The organism is Mangrovimonas spongiae, assembly GCF_003944795.1.
Lineage (GTDB): Bacteria > Bacteroidota > Bacteroidia > Flavobacteriales > Flavobacteriaceae > Mangrovimonas > Mangrovimonas spongiae.
In genome coordinates this window covers 663,661-679,412 of the sequence record NZ_RWBG01000001.1, presented here as the reverse complement: position 1 = coordinate 679,412, position 15,752 = coordinate 663,661, and the positions used below count along the sequence as shown (strand labels likewise).

Genomic DNA, 15,752 nt, shown 5'->3' with positions numbered 1-15,752 from the left:
TAAAAACTAAACTAATTCAGTGAAAATTTACTGAGCTGTCCATCCGCCATCAAGAACAAATTCTGAACCTGTAATGGTTGATGACGTTTCTTTTGCCAATAACAAAGCCATATCGGCTAAAGATTCTATAGGCACAAACGATTTTACGGCTTGTTTTTTTAACATTACGTTTGTTATAACTTCCTCTTCTGACATGTTATGGGATTTTGCCTGATCTGGAATTTGTTTTTCCACCAAAGGTGTCCTTACATAGCCAGGACAAATAGCGTTACATGTAATATTGTAGGGTGCACCCTCTAAGCCAAGTACTTTTGTCATACCTATAACACCGTGCTTAGCGGTTACATAGGCTGTTTTATATTCTGAAGCACGAAGTCCATGTACAGACGAAATGTTTATTATTCTTCCAAAACTTTGTTTTTTCATGTATTTCCAAGCTGCTTTTGAAGCATAAAAAGACGCATTCATATTAATGGCTATAATGGCTTCATATTTACTATTTGGAAATTCATCTATTGGTGCCACATACTGAATACCTGCATTATTAACCAAAACATCTATTCTACCTAAAGTTTTTATTGTGTTCTCAACTAATTGCTCTACTTCATTAGCGTTAATTAGATTGGCGTTTGAAAAGCCCACATTAACATTATAGTTTTTTTTAATGTCTTCAGCAATTTCTGGACCATTAGCCTCCAAACCATGGCACATAATATGGTATCCTTTTTTAGCAAAATGTTTTGCTATACCCAAACCAATACCGCTTGTACTACCTGTTATTAGTGCAACTTTATTCATTTTTTAAAAATTGTAAAACGATGTTATTAAATGCTTCTGGTTGGTCTAAAACTACACCATGCCTTGAATTCTTAACAACCTGTAATTGGGCATCATGCATTCTTTCTACATAACCTTTTTTAAAATCTACAGGGGTATAATCCATATCTGAAGCAACGACCAATGTTTTTGCTTTTATGGTTTTAAGTTTGTCGCCAAGCCCCCAATCCATTAATGTTACGAACGACTGGTAATAAGCATTATAATTATTAGCAGCGCAACGTGTTTCAAATTCACTTCTTAGTGCTTCTTGCCCTGGTTCTGGAAACATATTATAGGCCACTTCTTTAGCTAATGCTTCTAATCCTTTTGTTTTTAAAAACTCTGTTCTGTTAGTTAAAAGGTCTTCTCCTATTTTTCCTAAACCATTAAAATCGGGACCACTGTTTACAATAATTAATTTATCGATTAACTCGGGATAATCGTAAGCTAATTGATAGGCTACTGCTCCTCCCATTGAGAACCCTATTGGGGTTACTTTTTTTATTTGTAATTGCTTTAAAAGATTGACAACATCCTGCACCATAAACGCAACTCCATAAGCTAGGTTTTCGTGAAACGATTTTCCATGACCGCGTAAATCTGGTGCGATTACGCGGTATTCTTTGGAAAATGCTGGAATTTGAAATTTCCAGTCTTGTTTTGTTGAGCCTAAACCATGTAATAATAATAACACATTATCACCATGACCTGTATTGGAGTAGTCTAAAGAAATAGGTTGCTTATTTATTTCTTTTGGCATACTATTTTTTTATTGTTTCTTTTTAAAGAAGTTGATGTTGTACTTAAGCTCGAAAGATATTAGGCGTCCTATTTCTGGAGATGCTACAAACTCACGTACTCCAGCATCGAAAATATTGGTTACATTAACACCTAAAGAGATATTTTCGTTTAGGTTATAGCCTAAATTAGCATCAACTGTAAATCCTCCAAGTGGTCCATAATTCCAAGTTCTTCCTACTCGCGAATTTTCAACAATTTCGTTTACACCATCGCCATCCATATCTTGGGTTTCGGAAGCTACATTTATACCAGAAAAGAAGTTATAGTCTTGTACCCAACGTCCAAAAATTGATCCGTATAGTTTTTTACCGCCATAATGCACACCTAAACTTAATTTATTCTCTGGTGTATTAATTGGTAGTTCACTTTCTAATACAATACCATCTAAATTACCATCGTTATCTAAATCGTCTGTATCAAGACTACGTCCAAAGTAAGAGTAGTTAAGAGAGGTTCTTACAGCATCTGAAATGTAATAGTTTAATCCTAAATCGAAACCATAAGTATCTACGCTACCAAAATTACTATAGGTTAATAATGCTGGTGACGCACTAGCTCCTGGAGACACTTCATCTATAGGTTGATCGCCTATATGAGTTACATAATTGCCGTTTGCGGCGTCTGCAATATTACGTAACGGACTGATAAAATCCTCAGACATGTTATAATAAGCACTTGCATCTATAAAAAGTTTATCGGCAATCTTTCCTTTAAACCCTAACTCGAACGAGTTGATGGTTTCAACCTCTAAAGCATCTATTTTTGTACCATCGGTAAGTGTAAATCCTTCACCATTACCTAATACTAAACCACCAAATAAGTTTCCTTTTAAGTTTAGTATTGAAGGTACAGCCATACCTTTACCGTAAGTTAATCTAAATGTTCCATTTTTTACTGTTTTAGTAATAGCTGCTTTTGGTAGTAAGTTTGTTCCATATAACTCATGATTATCGGCACGTAATCCTGCTAAGAAGTTCCACCCTGAATCTAATTTATATTCGAACTGACCATAAAATCCTGTTTGTGCAATTTCAATTGGCCCATCTTGATCTAAAAGATATGTTCCATCAGAATTAGCCATATCTAATTGGTATTGCGCTCCTACTGTTAAGTGAAATTTCCCCCAGTTATTATTGTATTGTGCTTCACCATTAAAACGTTCTGATGCATCTTTAAATAAAGCGCCTCTTGGTATAGCTATACCTAATGAAGGTACCCATTGCTCATATAAAGCACGCTCCCAAGATTCTTTTTCTGAAAAACCATTTTCTATAAAAGACACATAATTTTGTGTACGTTGGTTAATGGCATAAGTATCGTCTGTGTTACTCCATGTGTAATAAGCATTTGCAAAAAAGTGTTTAGACACATACTTAAGTTGAGCCACATCTATAGTCCAATCTTTAATCTGGTTTCTCCCTGCGTTTGTTACCGCTAAATTGGTATTATTACTATGGCCATAGTATGCTGTTATTTCTGAAGCTTTGCTTGGTCTAAAATAAACAGATCCTCCGTATTTTAAGGCATCGAAATCGCGGTCTAAATTATGTTCTTTATAGGCTGTTGTTCCTACATAAACAGAGTCGTTATATCTAAAATCTGTTCCTGCTGTTCTCTCAAAATGCACTTTATAAGCCCATTTATCGTTAATAACCTGTGCATGTCTTAAACGACCACTTATAACATTTTGGTTTCCTGCACCAAAAGCCATTGTTGTTCCTTCTGATGTTCTTGGGTTTTTAGTAATGGTACTCACTAAACCATTGTGAGCATTGGGACCGTAAAGTGTTCCATTTGGACCAAGTAATATTTCTACACGCTCTACATCATCTTTTATTATGGTTGAAAAAGATCCATAAGGCAATCCTGTTGCAATAAGCATAGATACTCTATCGTCTGTTAATTGAAGGTTTTTAGAGTTAAACGCAGAATTAAATCCACGAATATTAACCCCTGTACCTAAAACACCTGTTCTTACAAAATCAACCCCTTTTTGTCTGGCAGCTAATTCTCCTATATTAAAGCTAGGAAACTCAGAAATTTCCTGAGCTGAAATAACCTCTATTGTTGCAGGAACTTCGGTGATTTTTTGTGGTTTTTTCCCTGCGGTAACAACAACTTCACCAAGAATATTTTCATCTTCAGTTAGTGTTACATTACTTACCACACTTTGCCCTGCTACTACAGTAACAGTATTGTCTGTTGTTTTATATCCCATAAAAGAAATCGTGATTGTATGATCTCCTTCTGGCACATCTTCTAACATAAAATCGCCATTAAAATCGGATACAACCCCAATATTTAAGTCGGATATTTGTACCGTAGCTCCTGGTAACGGATTTCCTTGTGAATCTTGGATATTTCCACTAACACTTCCTGTGTTTTGCGAAAATGCAAACCCACTAATTGTAAAAATAATTAATAGTAATATGTTTCTCATAACTTTAAATAAATGTTAAATAGTTGATGTGTGCAATCTATCATGAATAAACATGTATGTAAAGACAAAAGCCAAAGTTAATACCTGTGACTTTTATTTTATTAAAAACATAAAACCTGTTATATGTAGTATTTTTAAAACCTTACTAAAGGTATGACTTTAACTTTAAAAAAGCCTCTGGAAGATTATTTGAAAGCGTATCTATAACTTGAATTAAAATTAAACGCTGGCTTTTTGTAGGCTCGATTCCTTGCATTGGCGCTTTAATTTCTTCTAATAACTTGCTAGAGTTTATTTGTCCTTCTATAAACCTTGACAAGGAAATACTCCAAGAGATATTAGGAATATAATTATGCCCAGATCTACGCTCTTTTTCTTTCTTTGAAATATCAAATTTTGAAGCTATTTTAAGTAACTCACTGTACTTCTCTTGTGCAATTAACACATTAAAATACGATGTGAAAAAATGATGCCAACGATGTTTTAATACCTCTTTCTTATACTGTTTTAAAAAAGTAACAGCAGCATCTTCGGCTAATTTATTTTGATGTAATTGGTTTAAAACCCGTACTCTGTATGAGTAAAACCCTATTTTTTGGTGATAATTATGAGACTCTTTATACAAGGAATAATAACCATCAATAACCTTACTAGCTTCTTCGGCTTTTTTGTTTTTAAGCAAGATAGCCACTAAGTTATTTACATACATTAAGGTGTCGTTATTATCTTGCCTAATGGACAAGTACGCATAGTATTCGGCTAAATCGAGTTCATTCTCTTTTGAATGCATTAGCACTCTGCTCGCATAATAATTGGACAATAATCGTCTAGAATACATATAACCGCTGCTAAAATAGCCGTCTATTTCATCAAAAAGTAGTTTAAGCTTGGCACTCTCATTATAATTAGTGTATAAAAATGCTAGTGTAATAAACGCCATGTATCGGTTCTTTCCATCGATGCCTTCTGCTTTAAACACTTTTAAAAGCCAACGCTCCCAATATTTTGTTTCGTTTTCTTTTTTGGTGTACTGACTCGTAATTTCGGTTGTGGCATTATAAATGTTTTGCTGAATGTTTTTAGCCTTTTTATAATGCGCCTCAAATTGATTTAAAAAATTAGCGACAATCTCATGATCTTTATACCGTAATCGTATTAGTAAATAAGGTTTGTATTCTTGGGCTAATTCATAAACTATCTGGAAGTTATACCCTACTGTTTTATAATTTGTTAGAAAATTTAAAAACGCTTTTTCTTCGGAAGAAGCAATAGCATCAAGAAGGATTTTCTTTTTTAAATCTAAAATCCATGCAGCGGTTTTATCAACATCAATGCTAGTTAGCTTTTTTACAATCCAATCTTTAACATAAGAGTATTTTCGCTTGTCTACATCAACATCAAAACTAGGCATAACTTTCTCTGCCATGGCTCCTGTTGTTAAGCGATTAATAATTTCTATTTTTTCGTCATCTGTAAATTTATACTGTGATGCTAAATATTTAGCTTCGTTAGGAAGAATTGTTTTACTAAATTCTGTAAACTTTTTAAGTTTAACTTTCATAGACTAATCGTTTTCTACAAAGTCTTCAATTAAATTATTTACTCTATCTGCTTGTTCAAATTGTAAAAAATGACCACTTTCTTCTACAAAAACAAGCGTGCTGTGTTTTATCTTTTCTTTAGCTGATTCCCCTATTTTAACAACATTTAATTCTGGATGAAAATAGCGGTTAGGAATTAACATATCATTTTCTCCATAAAGCACTAATGTTTTGTGTTGTATTTTTTCTAGATCATCTGATACTGGATCGTCTAGCATACCTGCAATACTTTTTGAGATAGCCTTACAATGCGCATCAAAATCGGATGCTTTTTTAATGGCAATTCTATCGGCTATCATTTTATCCACTGCTTTAGGCTGCTTATAAAAATTTAGAGCATAGTTATTTTTTATTTGTTCATTTGTTGTACCTGCAACAAACTCTGGTGTAAAAGTCGCTTTCATAAACGTACCGTGTTCCTTAGAAAATGTTTCTATTCCAGCGGGTGCCACTAAAATTAATTTACCTATTATGTTTGGCTGATTTATGGCCACTTTTATACTTGCTTGACCACCCATTGAATGCCCAACAAGTATCACATTTTTTAGCTTTAATTGTTTAATAAAAGTAATAATAATTTCAGAAAAAAAAGTTGGCGTATACGCGACATTAGGCTTTGCTGACTTTCCAAAACCCGGCAAATCTAGAGCTACACAAGTATACTTTTTTTTGAGGTATTTTATATTTTTAGACCACGCATCGGCATTACTACTTAAACCATGTACAAATAACAATGTTTTACTACCATTACCTTCCTTAACATAACTAATATCAATACTATCTACAGTAATATAATGAGATGTAAATTCGTAATCGGACACTATATTTTTCATTGTATTGGAGGTTTGCGAACACGCCATTAGTGGCAATATAAATATGAAGAAGAATATGTTTTTTTTCATTGTAATTAGTTTAAGATTTTAGATTATCCTTATAAACCTTGTAACAAGCGAGTAGTTTTTTTCTTGATATTTTCCCTACACTTGTTAATGGAATATCCTCTAGCAAAATAATATGCTTGGGGCGTTTAAAAGACACTAGATTATCTTTAACAAAAGCTAAAATATCATTTAGATTTTTCCCTTCTTTAACAACAACAAAAGCCACACCACATTGTCCCCAAACAGGGTCGGAAACGCTTAAAACAGCCGCTTTTAAAACACTATTGCACATTAAAAGTTTTGATGTTATTTCCTGAGGGTGAATATTTTCGCCTCCAGAGATATACATATCGTCTTTTCGCCCTTTTAAGTACAAAAAGCCATCTTTATCTTTTACCACCAAGTCTCCTGTGTACAACCAATTGTTTTTTATTTTGCTTTTTGTTTCTACAGAATTATTCCAATATCCAGGAGTAACAATATTACCTTTTATACACAGCTCCCCAACTTCGTTTACACGAGCTCTTTTTCCTGAAGCGGTTACTATTTTTGTTTTTAAATAAAAATTGGGTTTTCCTATAGATCCAGATTTCGACATTACTGCTTCATGATGCAAAGATGTAATACTTGGTCCGGCTTCGGTTAAACCATAACCTGGCCTGATAGTAATATTTTTTTCTTGTTTCCAATGTTTTAACAAACTAGACGAAACCGTTTCTCCTCCAGAAATAATAAATCGAAGTTTTTCTAAATTAACGCGTTTAAAAACTTCTGTTTTTTGCATCATTCCCAACATGGTTGGCAGGGCCATAAACAATGTGGTTTCATAAAGTTCTAATAAACACAATACACGTTCAGAATCAAATTTTTCAACCATGCCTATATGAGCGCCTTTATGCAATAATGGCGTTATAAATATATTCCATCCAGAAGTATGATATGGCGGTAATGTATTAATTGTTGAATCGCGAAAAGTAATCCCTAATTGCATAGAGGTATTAAGACTATTCCAAAACATCATACCATTAGTATAAATAACACCTTTTGGCTTTGCTGTGGTTCCAGAGGTGTAAAATATAAAAATAGGATTCTTTTCTTTTATATGATATGTTTTAGACTTTACAACAACATCATTTTTATAATAATACTTTATAACATCTAAATGAATTGTTTTAGGCAACGGTATAGCTAATTCTTCTAGCTTTTCTTTTTGTGTCTCACTAAACAGTAATAAACTAGGATTGCAGTCTACAATAAGTGCTTGAAGATCGCTAAGCGAAAGCCTGTAATTTAAAGGTACAAGTATCATTCCACTACGTTGGCAAGCACAGAACAACACTATGTAATGTAAACTATGTTCTGCTAATACTGCAATCCGATCACCTTCTTGAAGTCCAAAAGATTCAAACTTTTCTACCAACTTATTTGCATAAGCATCAAGATCTTTATAGGTATATTTCTCTTCACTATCAAAAGACGTTACAGCAACTTTGTTTGGCGTATAATCGGCCCATTTAGCTATCCAATCTAGCGTTCCCATTATTACTTTCTTTATTAAAATAATATATTAAACTTCCTACAATAACCGAACTAACAATAGCTATTGCTGCTGGAATTCCTGGATTATTTACAGGCTCTTGCATGTAAGGCGTAAGGCGTCCGTAGTATATTCCAAAATGAACTATAAGTGCAACAACACTAGCTGCTACAACTGCTTTAAGAGGTACATTTTTAAAAAACATACCAAAAAGTACTGGCACAAAAGCTGCAGCAAAATAAGCATACACACCATTTTGTGCAAAAATAGCTACGCTAACATCAGGGCTTACAATTTGGTTCCAACTTAATAAAAAGCTAACAACTGCTAAAACAACAATAACCCCTTTATTAACTAATACTGAGTTTTTCTGAACGCTTTCTTTAAAAATAGGTTGTAAAATATCTTGAGTAATCGTAATTGACAGGGACTGTATTAAACTCTCTAAAGTAGATAATCCAGCCGATATAAGCCCAACAACAATAAACATTCCAATGCCAACAGAAAATTTAACTACCACATAAGTTGGTATAATTTCGTCCATCTTTAACGTTGTTCCATCAATTTGCAAATCAGGAAACATAATTCTTGCATACAAACCAACTACGACCACTAAAAAAAACACAATCATAAACATAATACCACTAAAAAGATATTTGTTAATTTTACTAGAGTCTTTAAGCAATAAAGATTTTGTAATAATATGTGGTTGGCAAACTATAGCAACACCTATTATAGCTTGAACAATAATAATTTCAAAATAATCACGAAATAAAAAACTAGTTGTATTAACAGGTTTTGTTAGGTTTTCATCTATACTACTTAACTCATTTAAAAAACCAGAAAGACCATCATTAAAATACTCGTAACCCGACCCTATTAAAACTAACGCCACAAAAAACATTATTATAGCTTGAATAGTATTGGTATAAACCATGGAATTAGCACCGCCAAACATCATATAACCAAATACAAAAACAGTAATTCCCAACAACACATAAAATGGCGAGGCATTAAGCGATTTAGAAATAACTTGTGTTAATCCCACATTAATTAATACGATAAATGCTATAAGCAACAATGCCAGGACAGCCATAAAAAATGCATAGTTTTTACTTTTATATCGTTTCCCCATCCATTGCGCCATTGTAGTTGCTTTTACGCTATGCCCGTATTTAGCAAATTTTTTAGTCAACACAATTAAAGAGGCAAATGCAGCAATAGGCAACACAATTGCAAAAGACAACACACCAGAAATACCATAAAGTGCAATAAATCCAGGATTTATTATAAAAGTTGCAGCACTCGTCATAGACGCAGCTAACGACAATCCTACCACCCAAGAAGGAAACCCAATATTCCCTACGGCAAAGTCGGATATATTTTTAACCTTTAATGCGCCTCGAATAACAAAAAACAAAATTACAGCAGCATAAATTATTAATAAAATTGCCATAAAAGTTACCCACTGTTCAGATGCTTTCATAAATATGTGTCTTTTAAAACAAATAAACTTTTTTAAAAATTAAATAAAGATCATAAAAACAAAAATAACAACTGTGACTTTTAAGCATAAATTTAAAAAATCATCAATAACCCCAAAACAATTAACATCTTACAGAAGATAGACTTAAAACAACTCACTTAGTTTTTAGGCATAAAAAAACCTCTCAAAAAATTGAGAGGTTTTTTAAGTGCGGATGAAGGGAGTCGAACCCCCACGCCTCGCGGCACTAGATCCTAAGTCTAGCGTGTCTACCAATTCCACCACATCCGCAAAATTGTGGATGCAAATATACACATTCTTTTTATATACAAACAACAAATACTTACGAAATTAAGTCTTAGCTATTTCGTACCTTTGAAACAAACACAAAATATCAATATGGACAGTATAACTTCTTATATAGAAACCAACAAAGAGCGTTTTTTAAACGAGTTAATCGACTTGCTTAAAATTCCGTCTATTAGCGCCGATTCTGCTTATAAAAACGATGTGAAAACCACTGCCGAAGCAGTAAAAACACAATTAGAATTAGCCGGTTGCGATGTTGTTGAAATTCATCCTACAAAAGGACACCCCGTAGTTTATGGCGAAAAAATAATCGACAAAAATCTACCTACAGTTTTAGTATATGGGCATTACGATGTACAACCACCAGATCCTATGGACTTATGGGACTCCGAACCTTTTAATCCTATTATAAAGCCAACAGACAGACATCCTGAAGGTGCTATTTTTGCTCGTGGCGCTTGCGATGACAAAGGGCAAATGTATATGCACGTTAAAGCTTTAGAGTACATGGTAAAAGAACAAAAACTGCCATGTAATGTAAAATTCATGATTGAAGGCGAAGAAGAAGTAGGTAGCGAGCATCTAGCCGATTTTATAAAAGCCAATAGAGACAAGTTACAAAACGATGTCATTTTAATTTCCGATACGGGTATGATTGCTAAAGATGTACCCTCTATTACCACAGGACTTCGTGGTTTAAGCTATGTTGAAGTTGAAGTTACAGGACCAAATCGCGATTTACATTCAGGACTTTACGGTGGCGCCGTAGCCAACCCTATTAATATTTTAAGTAAAATGATTGCCTCTTTACACGATGAGAATAATCATATTACTATTCCAGGATTTTATGATAAGGTAGAAGAACTTAGCAATGAAGAACGCGCTAAAATGGCCGAAGCACCATTTTCTTTAGACAAATACAAAGCATCTATCGACATTGATGCTGTTTATGGTGAAGAAGGATTTTCAACCAACGAGCGCAACTCCATTCGCCCAACATTAGATGTTAATGGTATTTGGGGAGGCTACATTGGCGAAGGTGCAAAAACAGTATTACCAAGTAAAGCTTTCGCCAAAATATCTATGCGACTAGTCCCTAATCAAGATTGGCAAGAGATTACTCAACTGTTTAAAACACACTTCGAAAATATTGCACCAAAAGGCGTAAGAGTTAAAGTTAACCCTCATCACGGTGGGCAAGGCTACGTAACGCCAATAGACAGCAAAGGGTACCAAGCAGCAAGCAAAGCTTACGAAAAAACCTTTGGCAAAACACCAATACCACAACGTAGCGGTGGAAGTATTCCTATTGTTTCCTTATTCGAACAAGAATTAAAAAGCAAAACCATATTAATGGGCTTTGGTTTAGATAGCGATGCTATCCATTCGCCTAACGAACATTTTGGTGTTTGGAACTATTTAAAAGGCATTGAAACTATTCCTTGGTTTTATAAATATTTTACCGAGCTAAATAATTAATATTTGGGTGTTCCCGCCAAAAATGGCGGTCGCGCTTTACGCACTACAAGGTAGTTAGCTTCAATCGCTAACACAGAAAAAAGCCTCGAAAAATCGAGGCTTTTTTGCTTCAATCATGTACAACATTACAGATTTTGTAACTTAAGGGTCTAAATAACGTTTATTATGAAACCATTCTTTGTTTTTTTATGCATTTTCTACGCATCAATATCTCTTGGACAAAATCCTGATAACAATAACAAGCAAGCAACTATTAAAGCTAATATTTTAAGCGTTATGAAAGCCCAAGAAAAAGCATGGAACAATCATAATCTAGAAGGTTTTATGCAAGGATATTGGAAAAGCGACTCGCTGAAGTTTTATGGTAGCCAAGGCATTACTTATGGTTGGGAAAATACCCTGAATAATTATAAAAAAGGGTATCCTACAAAAGCAGAAAGCGGTACGTTAAAATTTGTAATTAATACTATAACCCCAATAGAGGACAATAGTTATTATGTTATGGGGGAATACCATTTAACGCGTCCTGTTGGCAATGCCAATGGTGTATTTCTTATTATATTTAAAAAGATTAACGGCAAATGGAAAATTGTTGCCGATATGTCTTGCTAAGCTTATGTTTTCTTTACAAATTTTGTAATAATCACAATGTTTTGACCATCGACTTTACCCTCAATATATTCGGCATTCTCATGATCTAAACGGATATTTCTTACAGCAGTTCCTTGTTTAGCTACCATGCTAGAGCCTTTTACTTTTAAGTCTTTTATTAAAACTACCGAATCGCCAGCCTCTAAAATAACCCCATTACTATCTCGATGTATAATTTTTTCGGAGTCGTCTTTATCCTCACCTGTTGCTTTGGCTAACGCTAATGCTTCATCGTCTAAATACATCATGCCTAATAAATCTTGTGGCCAACCTTCGGCACGTAAACGCTGCAACATACGCCAAGCCATAATTTGAACGGCTACATACTGGCTCCACATACTATCGTTAAGACAGCGCCAATGGTTAGCATCCATCTCTTCATTTTCATTAATTTGATTTAAACAGGTTTGACAAACCAATAAGCTGTTATCAACTGTTTCATTTAAAGATGGTGGAATAGTATATTGTGATAAATGTTCTTTTGAGCCGCACAACTCGCATGAGTTATCGCTGCGTTCTTGAAGAGTTTGTAAAATTTGCATGATAGTTTAATTATGACACAAAAGTACATTTTCTTGAGTTTTTTAAAGCAAAAAAGCACCCAAAATATAATATTTGGATGCCTCTTCTGGTTAGATAGTTAATCTATTTTCTTAACTCTGGAATAACAGCATATACAGCATCGCTGTGTTTTCCTGTAAAATACTTACTGGCTACTTTTGCAAATTCTTTTTGTTTCGCTTCGCTACTCCAATGAGCCTCGATTAGCTCTTGGTTTCGCTCAAACATCTTTTCTAAATCCGACATAGAATTTAGATAAAATCCTTCAATAAAATCTGTGCTATTAGCACCATAGGCATGCGAATGCGGATAGTATCCCTTAATGTATTCGTTTTTATGAATAACATTTTTAATAAATTCTGTATTCATGCTATTAAACTCTTCTATACTGCCATCCTCAGGAAAATCAAAATGATTTTTTCTAACATAGACTACCATATCATCGTTAAAATCTCCTTGAAATAGTTTTGCATGATCCATGGTAGCATAAATTTCATCTGAATGCATTGGTGCATAATAAGCATTTTGCTTGTTAAAAAAGGCTTCTCTTTTGCTTTCATCAGGCCAAGCAGATTCGGCAAGTTCTTGATTCTTTTTTGCAGCTAAATCAATATCATTCCAAGTATTGTATACTTGCACATAAAGTAGTTCGCTATTATCATCAGATAACAAATGGGTATAAATGCCTGCAGAAACAATATGGTCGTTTTTTTTAATTACTTTATCAAAAAACTCTTTTTCTGTAGCTATCCATTTAGCTTTATCAAAATCTTCATAATCTAAATTCCAATGCATTGTTGTTACAACAACATACGTTGGTCTTTCTTGTTCATCTTGCGACAAGACAGGTGCTGTAAACAGTAATAGTAAGCACACCATTACAATTAAAATTCGGTTGTTTGTTTTCATAATTACAAATCAAATTAAGGTTAGTATAAATGTTTAATCTTCGATACTAAATTTGCCTTGGGACAACCTGAATTTTGGGGTAAAACGCTATGTTTACTTTAGGTGAAGTAATTACTCTAAGGAATCGCTAATATACAAATAAGTTTTTGATTATCAATCAACTACAACTTAAATATAATTTAAAAAACATTACTGTAACTTATTTCTTACTTTTTTGGGAAGACTTTCAATAATTAAATTGTAAGAATGATCGATTAATTTTGGGATTAATGCTGGTGGTAAATCTTTATACAAGCTAACGGTATTCCAGTGGGTTTTATTCATATGATAACCTGGCTGCACACTTTCGTATTGTGTGCGAAGTTCTTGGGCATAGTCGGGGTCACATTTTAAATTTAAGGCTGGTGTGCCAGCTTCCCAATTTTTTATAGAGGTTAACAAAAACATTTTTCCAGCAACTTTAAACACCAAGGTATCTTCGTCGAACGGGAAGTGCTCTGTAACTGCTTTTTTATTATGACAGTATTGGTAAAGTTGCTCTATGTTCATTGTTTTGTTTTATCGATTAATTTAGCAGCAGCATCATCTAACTCCAATGCTGAATAATCTAGCTTCCAGCCAATAGTTTGCACAATATTTTCGATTAACGCTATAGCTTCTAAAGCTTCTTTTTGTGCTACTTGAAACAATCCGCTTTCAGGAATTTTATCAAGGATATGCTGTTTAGCCTCTTTGTTTAATTCGGTTAAATCGGACGCTTCAAATTTATTAAACATACCGTCTGTTTTGTCATAATAGTTTAAATCGGTTTGAATACTTAACACTTCTGGTTGTGGAAAAACACCTAAAACTATAGTTTTCTGCTTTTCGTTAGCTGTTAACGATACTTTAGAAAAATCGTAGCCTATTTGTGCTTTAGCGTTAATAACGATTAAGGCTTTCTTTTTACTGCTTATTAAACTTAAAAAGCGGTCTTTAGTGTTCTCGTAATGATAAATTTCGGCAAAATCGCCTTCAACAGTAATAAACTTATATACTTTTTTTATTTTATCTAATAAAATTACCGACTGCGTATGCGCCTTTACTTTAGCTCGTTTTTTTTGAAAAAACCAAAGCACAGCCATCGACACCAATATTCCTATAATAAGTCCTATAAAGATCTCCATGATTATCGTCCTATTTTGCCTAAATGGGTATGTTTAAAATTATCTAAGTATTTTAAGCCGTAGCCAAATATTCTATCTAAAGATGCGTGTCCAAATATTATGACACCTACTAACCTAAGCACGTCACTATGCCACCAAATACCCAATAAATAAATGGCGATTGCAATACCTTTATGATGACAAATATTATAACATACAGCACCAACTTTTGTATTTACTAAATAACCCAACATACCTATATCTGGTAATAGAATTAGCACTAAAAACCACCACCAAGAAAAAGGCAAGATTGAAAACATGTAAATGCTTAAAATAAGCATAAACAGTTCTTCTATTTTTATAGTTGTTTTCATTTAATCGATTATTTGATATAATACAGGACGACTAGGTGCTGCATCGTTTTCTATGGGTGCTACTTGTAAATCTAAAAAATACTCACCATCGGTAACTTTATTTGGCACAAAAACCAATTCGGTTATTGTAGCATCTTTTCTAATCTTACCATCTACATTCCAAAATGCTTTATGAGACATGAGTTTACCGTCGTCTTTTTCTTTATCTACACTTGGTAAATCTACCAATAAATGCTTAATGCCTTTTTCACGAAGATAAACGGCAACTTCTGGCAATAAATATGTAGGGTTTGTGTTGGAGTATTCTTTACTTAGCTTTTCTGTTGTATTAGGTATAGTTCTAATAATAATTGCATCACGCTTTTTATTACCTAAGGCAAATTGTACTTGCTTTTTTGAAATCACAAAATCACCCTCCTTTTTTTCTGGTGCTACTGTAACAACTTCAGCTAGGACAAAAAACTTTTTTAAACTCTTATTTATAGATTCGTTTTTTTTGGTAATATGCCCCACACATTCTGTGTGCGTACCATGACTATGTGGATTAAACGTAATTGTGTTAAAATTTACCGAAGCGCCTTCTTTTACACTTCCTACCCATTTATCCATAACTACAGGAGCAATCTTAGGATCCTGAACATACCATGCTTTTACAGCATTTGGTGCTTTTACAGGTATGGATATATCTAAAGGTTTTGCTAGATCTATTTGAAGTTTTCTGGAGTTATATTGTATTGTTGCTTTCATAGTAATCAAATA

The 15,752-nt window shown here is 33.7% G+C and carries 15 protein-coding genes and 1 tRNA gene; 2 read left to right on the top strand and 14 right to left on the bottom strand.

Going from position 1 to position 15,752, the window contains the following annotated elements:
* Positions 1–27: 27 nt before the first annotated feature.
* The 8 genes from EJA19_RS03150 to EJA19_RS03115 all read right to left on the bottom strand — a co-directional run bounded on the left by EJA19_RS03150 (position 28) and on the right by EJA19_RS03115 (position 9,856).
* Complete coding sequence (locus tag EJA19_RS03150; protein WP_125466881.1) at positions 28–798, bottom strand: 3-hydroxybutyrate dehydrogenase; 771 nt, start codon at positions 796–798, stop codon at positions 28–30.
* On the bottom strand, positions 791–1,579 hold the full coding sequence (locus tag EJA19_RS03145) for an alpha/beta fold hydrolase (protein WP_125466880.1): 789 nt from the start codon (positions 1,577–1,579) through the stop codon (positions 791–793). The genes EJA19_RS03150 and EJA19_RS03145 overlap by 8 nt, the downstream gene beginning before the upstream one ends.
* A 9-nt stretch (positions 1,580–1,588) precedes the next feature.
* Positions 1,589–4,060, bottom strand: a complete 2,472-nt coding sequence (locus tag EJA19_RS03140) for a TonB-dependent receptor (RefSeq protein ID WP_125466879.1) — start codon at positions 4,058–4,060, stop codon at positions 1,589–1,591.
* A gap of 145 nt (positions 4,061–4,205) precedes the next feature.
* Positions 4,206–5,621 (bottom strand): hypothetical protein, encoded by a 1,416-nt coding sequence (locus EJA19_RS03135; RefSeq protein ID WP_125466878.1) that lies wholly within the window; start codon positions 5,619–5,621, stop codon positions 4,206–4,208.
* A gap of 3 nt (positions 5,622–5,624) precedes the next feature.
* Positions 5,625–6,494 (bottom strand): alpha/beta fold hydrolase, encoded by an 870-nt coding sequence (locus EJA19_RS03130; RefSeq protein WP_158611346.1) that lies wholly within the window; start codon positions 6,492–6,494, stop codon positions 5,625–5,627.
* Between the two features lie 79 nt (positions 6,495–6,573).
* On the bottom strand, positions 6,574–8,082 hold the full coding sequence (locus tag EJA19_RS03125) for a class I adenylate-forming enzyme family protein (protein WP_125466876.1): 1,509 nt from the start codon (positions 8,080–8,082) through the stop codon (positions 6,574–6,576).
* On the bottom strand, positions 8,057–9,565 hold the full coding sequence (locus EJA19_RS03120) for a sodium:solute symporter family transporter (protein ID WP_125466875.1): 1,509 nt from the start codon (positions 9,563–9,565) through the stop codon (positions 8,057–8,059). The genes EJA19_RS03125 and EJA19_RS03120 overlap by 26 nt, the downstream gene beginning before the upstream one ends.
* A 209-nt stretch (positions 9,566–9,774) precedes the next feature.
* A tRNA-Leu gene (locus tag EJA19_RS03115) sits at positions 9,775–9,856 on the bottom strand.
* Positions 9,857–9,964: 108 nt separating this feature from the next.
* Here EJA19_RS03115 and EJA19_RS03110 point away from each other — a divergent pair.
* Both EJA19_RS03110 and EJA19_RS03105 read left to right on the top strand, forming a co-directional pair.
* Complete coding sequence (locus EJA19_RS03110) at positions 9,965–11,353, top strand: dipeptidase (protein WP_125466874.1); 1,389 nt, start codon at positions 9,965–9,967, stop codon at positions 11,351–11,353.
* Positions 11,354–11,518: 165 nt separating this feature from the next.
* Entirely contained in the window at positions 11,519–11,965 is a 447-nt protein-coding gene (locus EJA19_RS03105; protein WP_125466873.1) for a YybH family protein, read from the top strand.
* A 2-nt stretch (positions 11,966–11,967) separates the two neighbouring features.
* On the opposite strand, the gene EJA19_RS03100 is transcribed toward EJA19_RS03105, so the two are convergent.
* From EJA19_RS03100 to EJA19_RS03075, 6 genes are all read right to left on the bottom strand, one after another.
* On the bottom strand, positions 11,968–12,546 hold the full coding sequence (locus tag EJA19_RS03100) for a PhnA domain-containing protein (protein WP_125466872.1): 579 nt from the start codon (positions 12,544–12,546) through the stop codon (positions 11,968–11,970).
* 103 nt (positions 12,547–12,649) lie between these two features.
* A complete protein-coding gene (locus tag EJA19_RS03095) occupies positions 12,650–13,474 on the bottom strand; it encodes a hypothetical protein (protein WP_125466871.1) in 825 nt (274 codons plus the stop codon).
* Positions 13,475–13,663: 189 nt separating this feature from the next.
* Positions 13,664–14,023 carry an MmcQ/YjbR family DNA-binding protein gene (locus EJA19_RS03090; RefSeq protein ID WP_125466870.1) on the bottom strand — a complete coding sequence of 120 codons (360 nt, stop codon included), beginning with the start codon at positions 14,021–14,023 and terminating at the stop codon, positions 13,664–13,666.
* The gene (locus tag EJA19_RS03085) at positions 14,020–14,640 is read right to left on the bottom strand and encodes a DUF4230 domain-containing protein (RefSeq protein WP_125466869.1); all 621 of its coding nucleotides are present in this window, start codon (positions 14,638–14,640) and stop codon (positions 14,020–14,022) included. The genes EJA19_RS03090 and EJA19_RS03085 overlap by 4 nt, the downstream gene beginning before the upstream one ends.
* Before the next feature lie 2 nt (positions 14,641–14,642).
* Positions 14,643–14,993, bottom strand: a complete 351-nt coding sequence (locus tag EJA19_RS03080; RefSeq protein WP_125466868.1) for a DUF4260 domain-containing protein — start codon at positions 14,991–14,993, stop codon at positions 14,643–14,645.
* The gene (locus tag EJA19_RS03075; RefSeq protein WP_125466867.1) at positions 14,994–15,740 is read right to left on the bottom strand and encodes a cyclase family protein; all 747 of its coding nucleotides are present in this window, start codon (positions 15,738–15,740) and stop codon (positions 14,994–14,996) included.
* Positions 15,741–15,752 lie beyond the last annotated feature (12 nt).

Bases quoted from the DNA above. Each gene is read 5' to 3' on its own strand.
- EJA19_RS03140 (WP_125466879.1), bottom strand. From the start codon at position 4,060: ATGAGAAACATATTACTATTAATTATTTTTACAATTAGTGGGTTTGCA.
- EJA19_RS03080 (WP_125466868.1), bottom strand. From the start codon at position 14,993: ATGAAAACAACTATAAAAATAGAAGAACTGTTTATGCTTATTTTAAGC.
- EJA19_RS03130 (WP_158611346.1), bottom strand. From the start codon at position 6,494: ATGAAAAATATAGTGTCCGATTACGAATTTACATCTCATTATATTACT.
- EJA19_RS03105 (WP_125466873.1), top strand. From the start codon at position 11,519: ATGAAACCATTCTTTGTTTTTTTATGCATTTTCTACGCATCAATATCT.
- EJA19_RS03110 (WP_125466874.1), top strand. From the start codon at position 9,965: ATGGACAGTATAACTTCTTATATAGAAACCAACAAAGAGCGTTTTTTA.
- EJA19_RS03150 (WP_125466881.1), bottom strand. From the start codon at position 798: ATGAATAAAGTTGCACTAATAACAGGTAGTACAAGCGGTATTGGTTTG.
- EJA19_RS03120 (WP_125466875.1), bottom strand. From the start codon at position 9,565: ATGAAAGCATCTGAACAGTGGGTAACTTTTATGGCAATTTTATTAATA.
- EJA19_RS03100 (WP_125466872.1), bottom strand. From the start codon at position 12,546: ATGCAAATTTTACAAACTCTTCAAGAACGCAGCGATAACTCATGCGAG.
- EJA19_RS03085 (WP_125466869.1), bottom strand. From the start codon at position 14,640: ATGGAGATCTTTATAGGACTTATTATAGGAATATTGGTGTCGATGGCT.
- EJA19_RS03075 (WP_125466867.1), bottom strand. From the start codon at position 15,740: ATGAAAGCAACAATACAATATAACTCCAGAAAACTTCAAATAGATCTA.
- EJA19_RS03095 (WP_125466871.1), bottom strand. From the start codon at position 13,474: ATGAAAACAAACAACCGAATTTTAATTGTAATGGTGTGCTTACTATTA.
- EJA19_RS03145 (WP_125466880.1), bottom strand. From the start codon at position 1,579: ATGCCAAAAGAAATAAATAAGCAACCTATTTCTTTAGACTACTCCAAT.
- EJA19_RS03090 (WP_125466870.1), bottom strand. From the start codon at position 14,023: ATGAACATAGAGCAACTTTACCAATACTGTCATAATAAAAAAGCAGTT.
- EJA19_RS03125 (WP_125466876.1), bottom strand. From the start codon at position 8,082: ATGGGAACGCTAGATTGGATAGCTAAATGGGCCGATTATACGCCAAAC.
- EJA19_RS03135 (WP_125466878.1), bottom strand. From the start codon at position 5,621: ATGAAAGTTAAACTTAAAAAGTTTACAGAATTTAGTAAAACAATTCTT.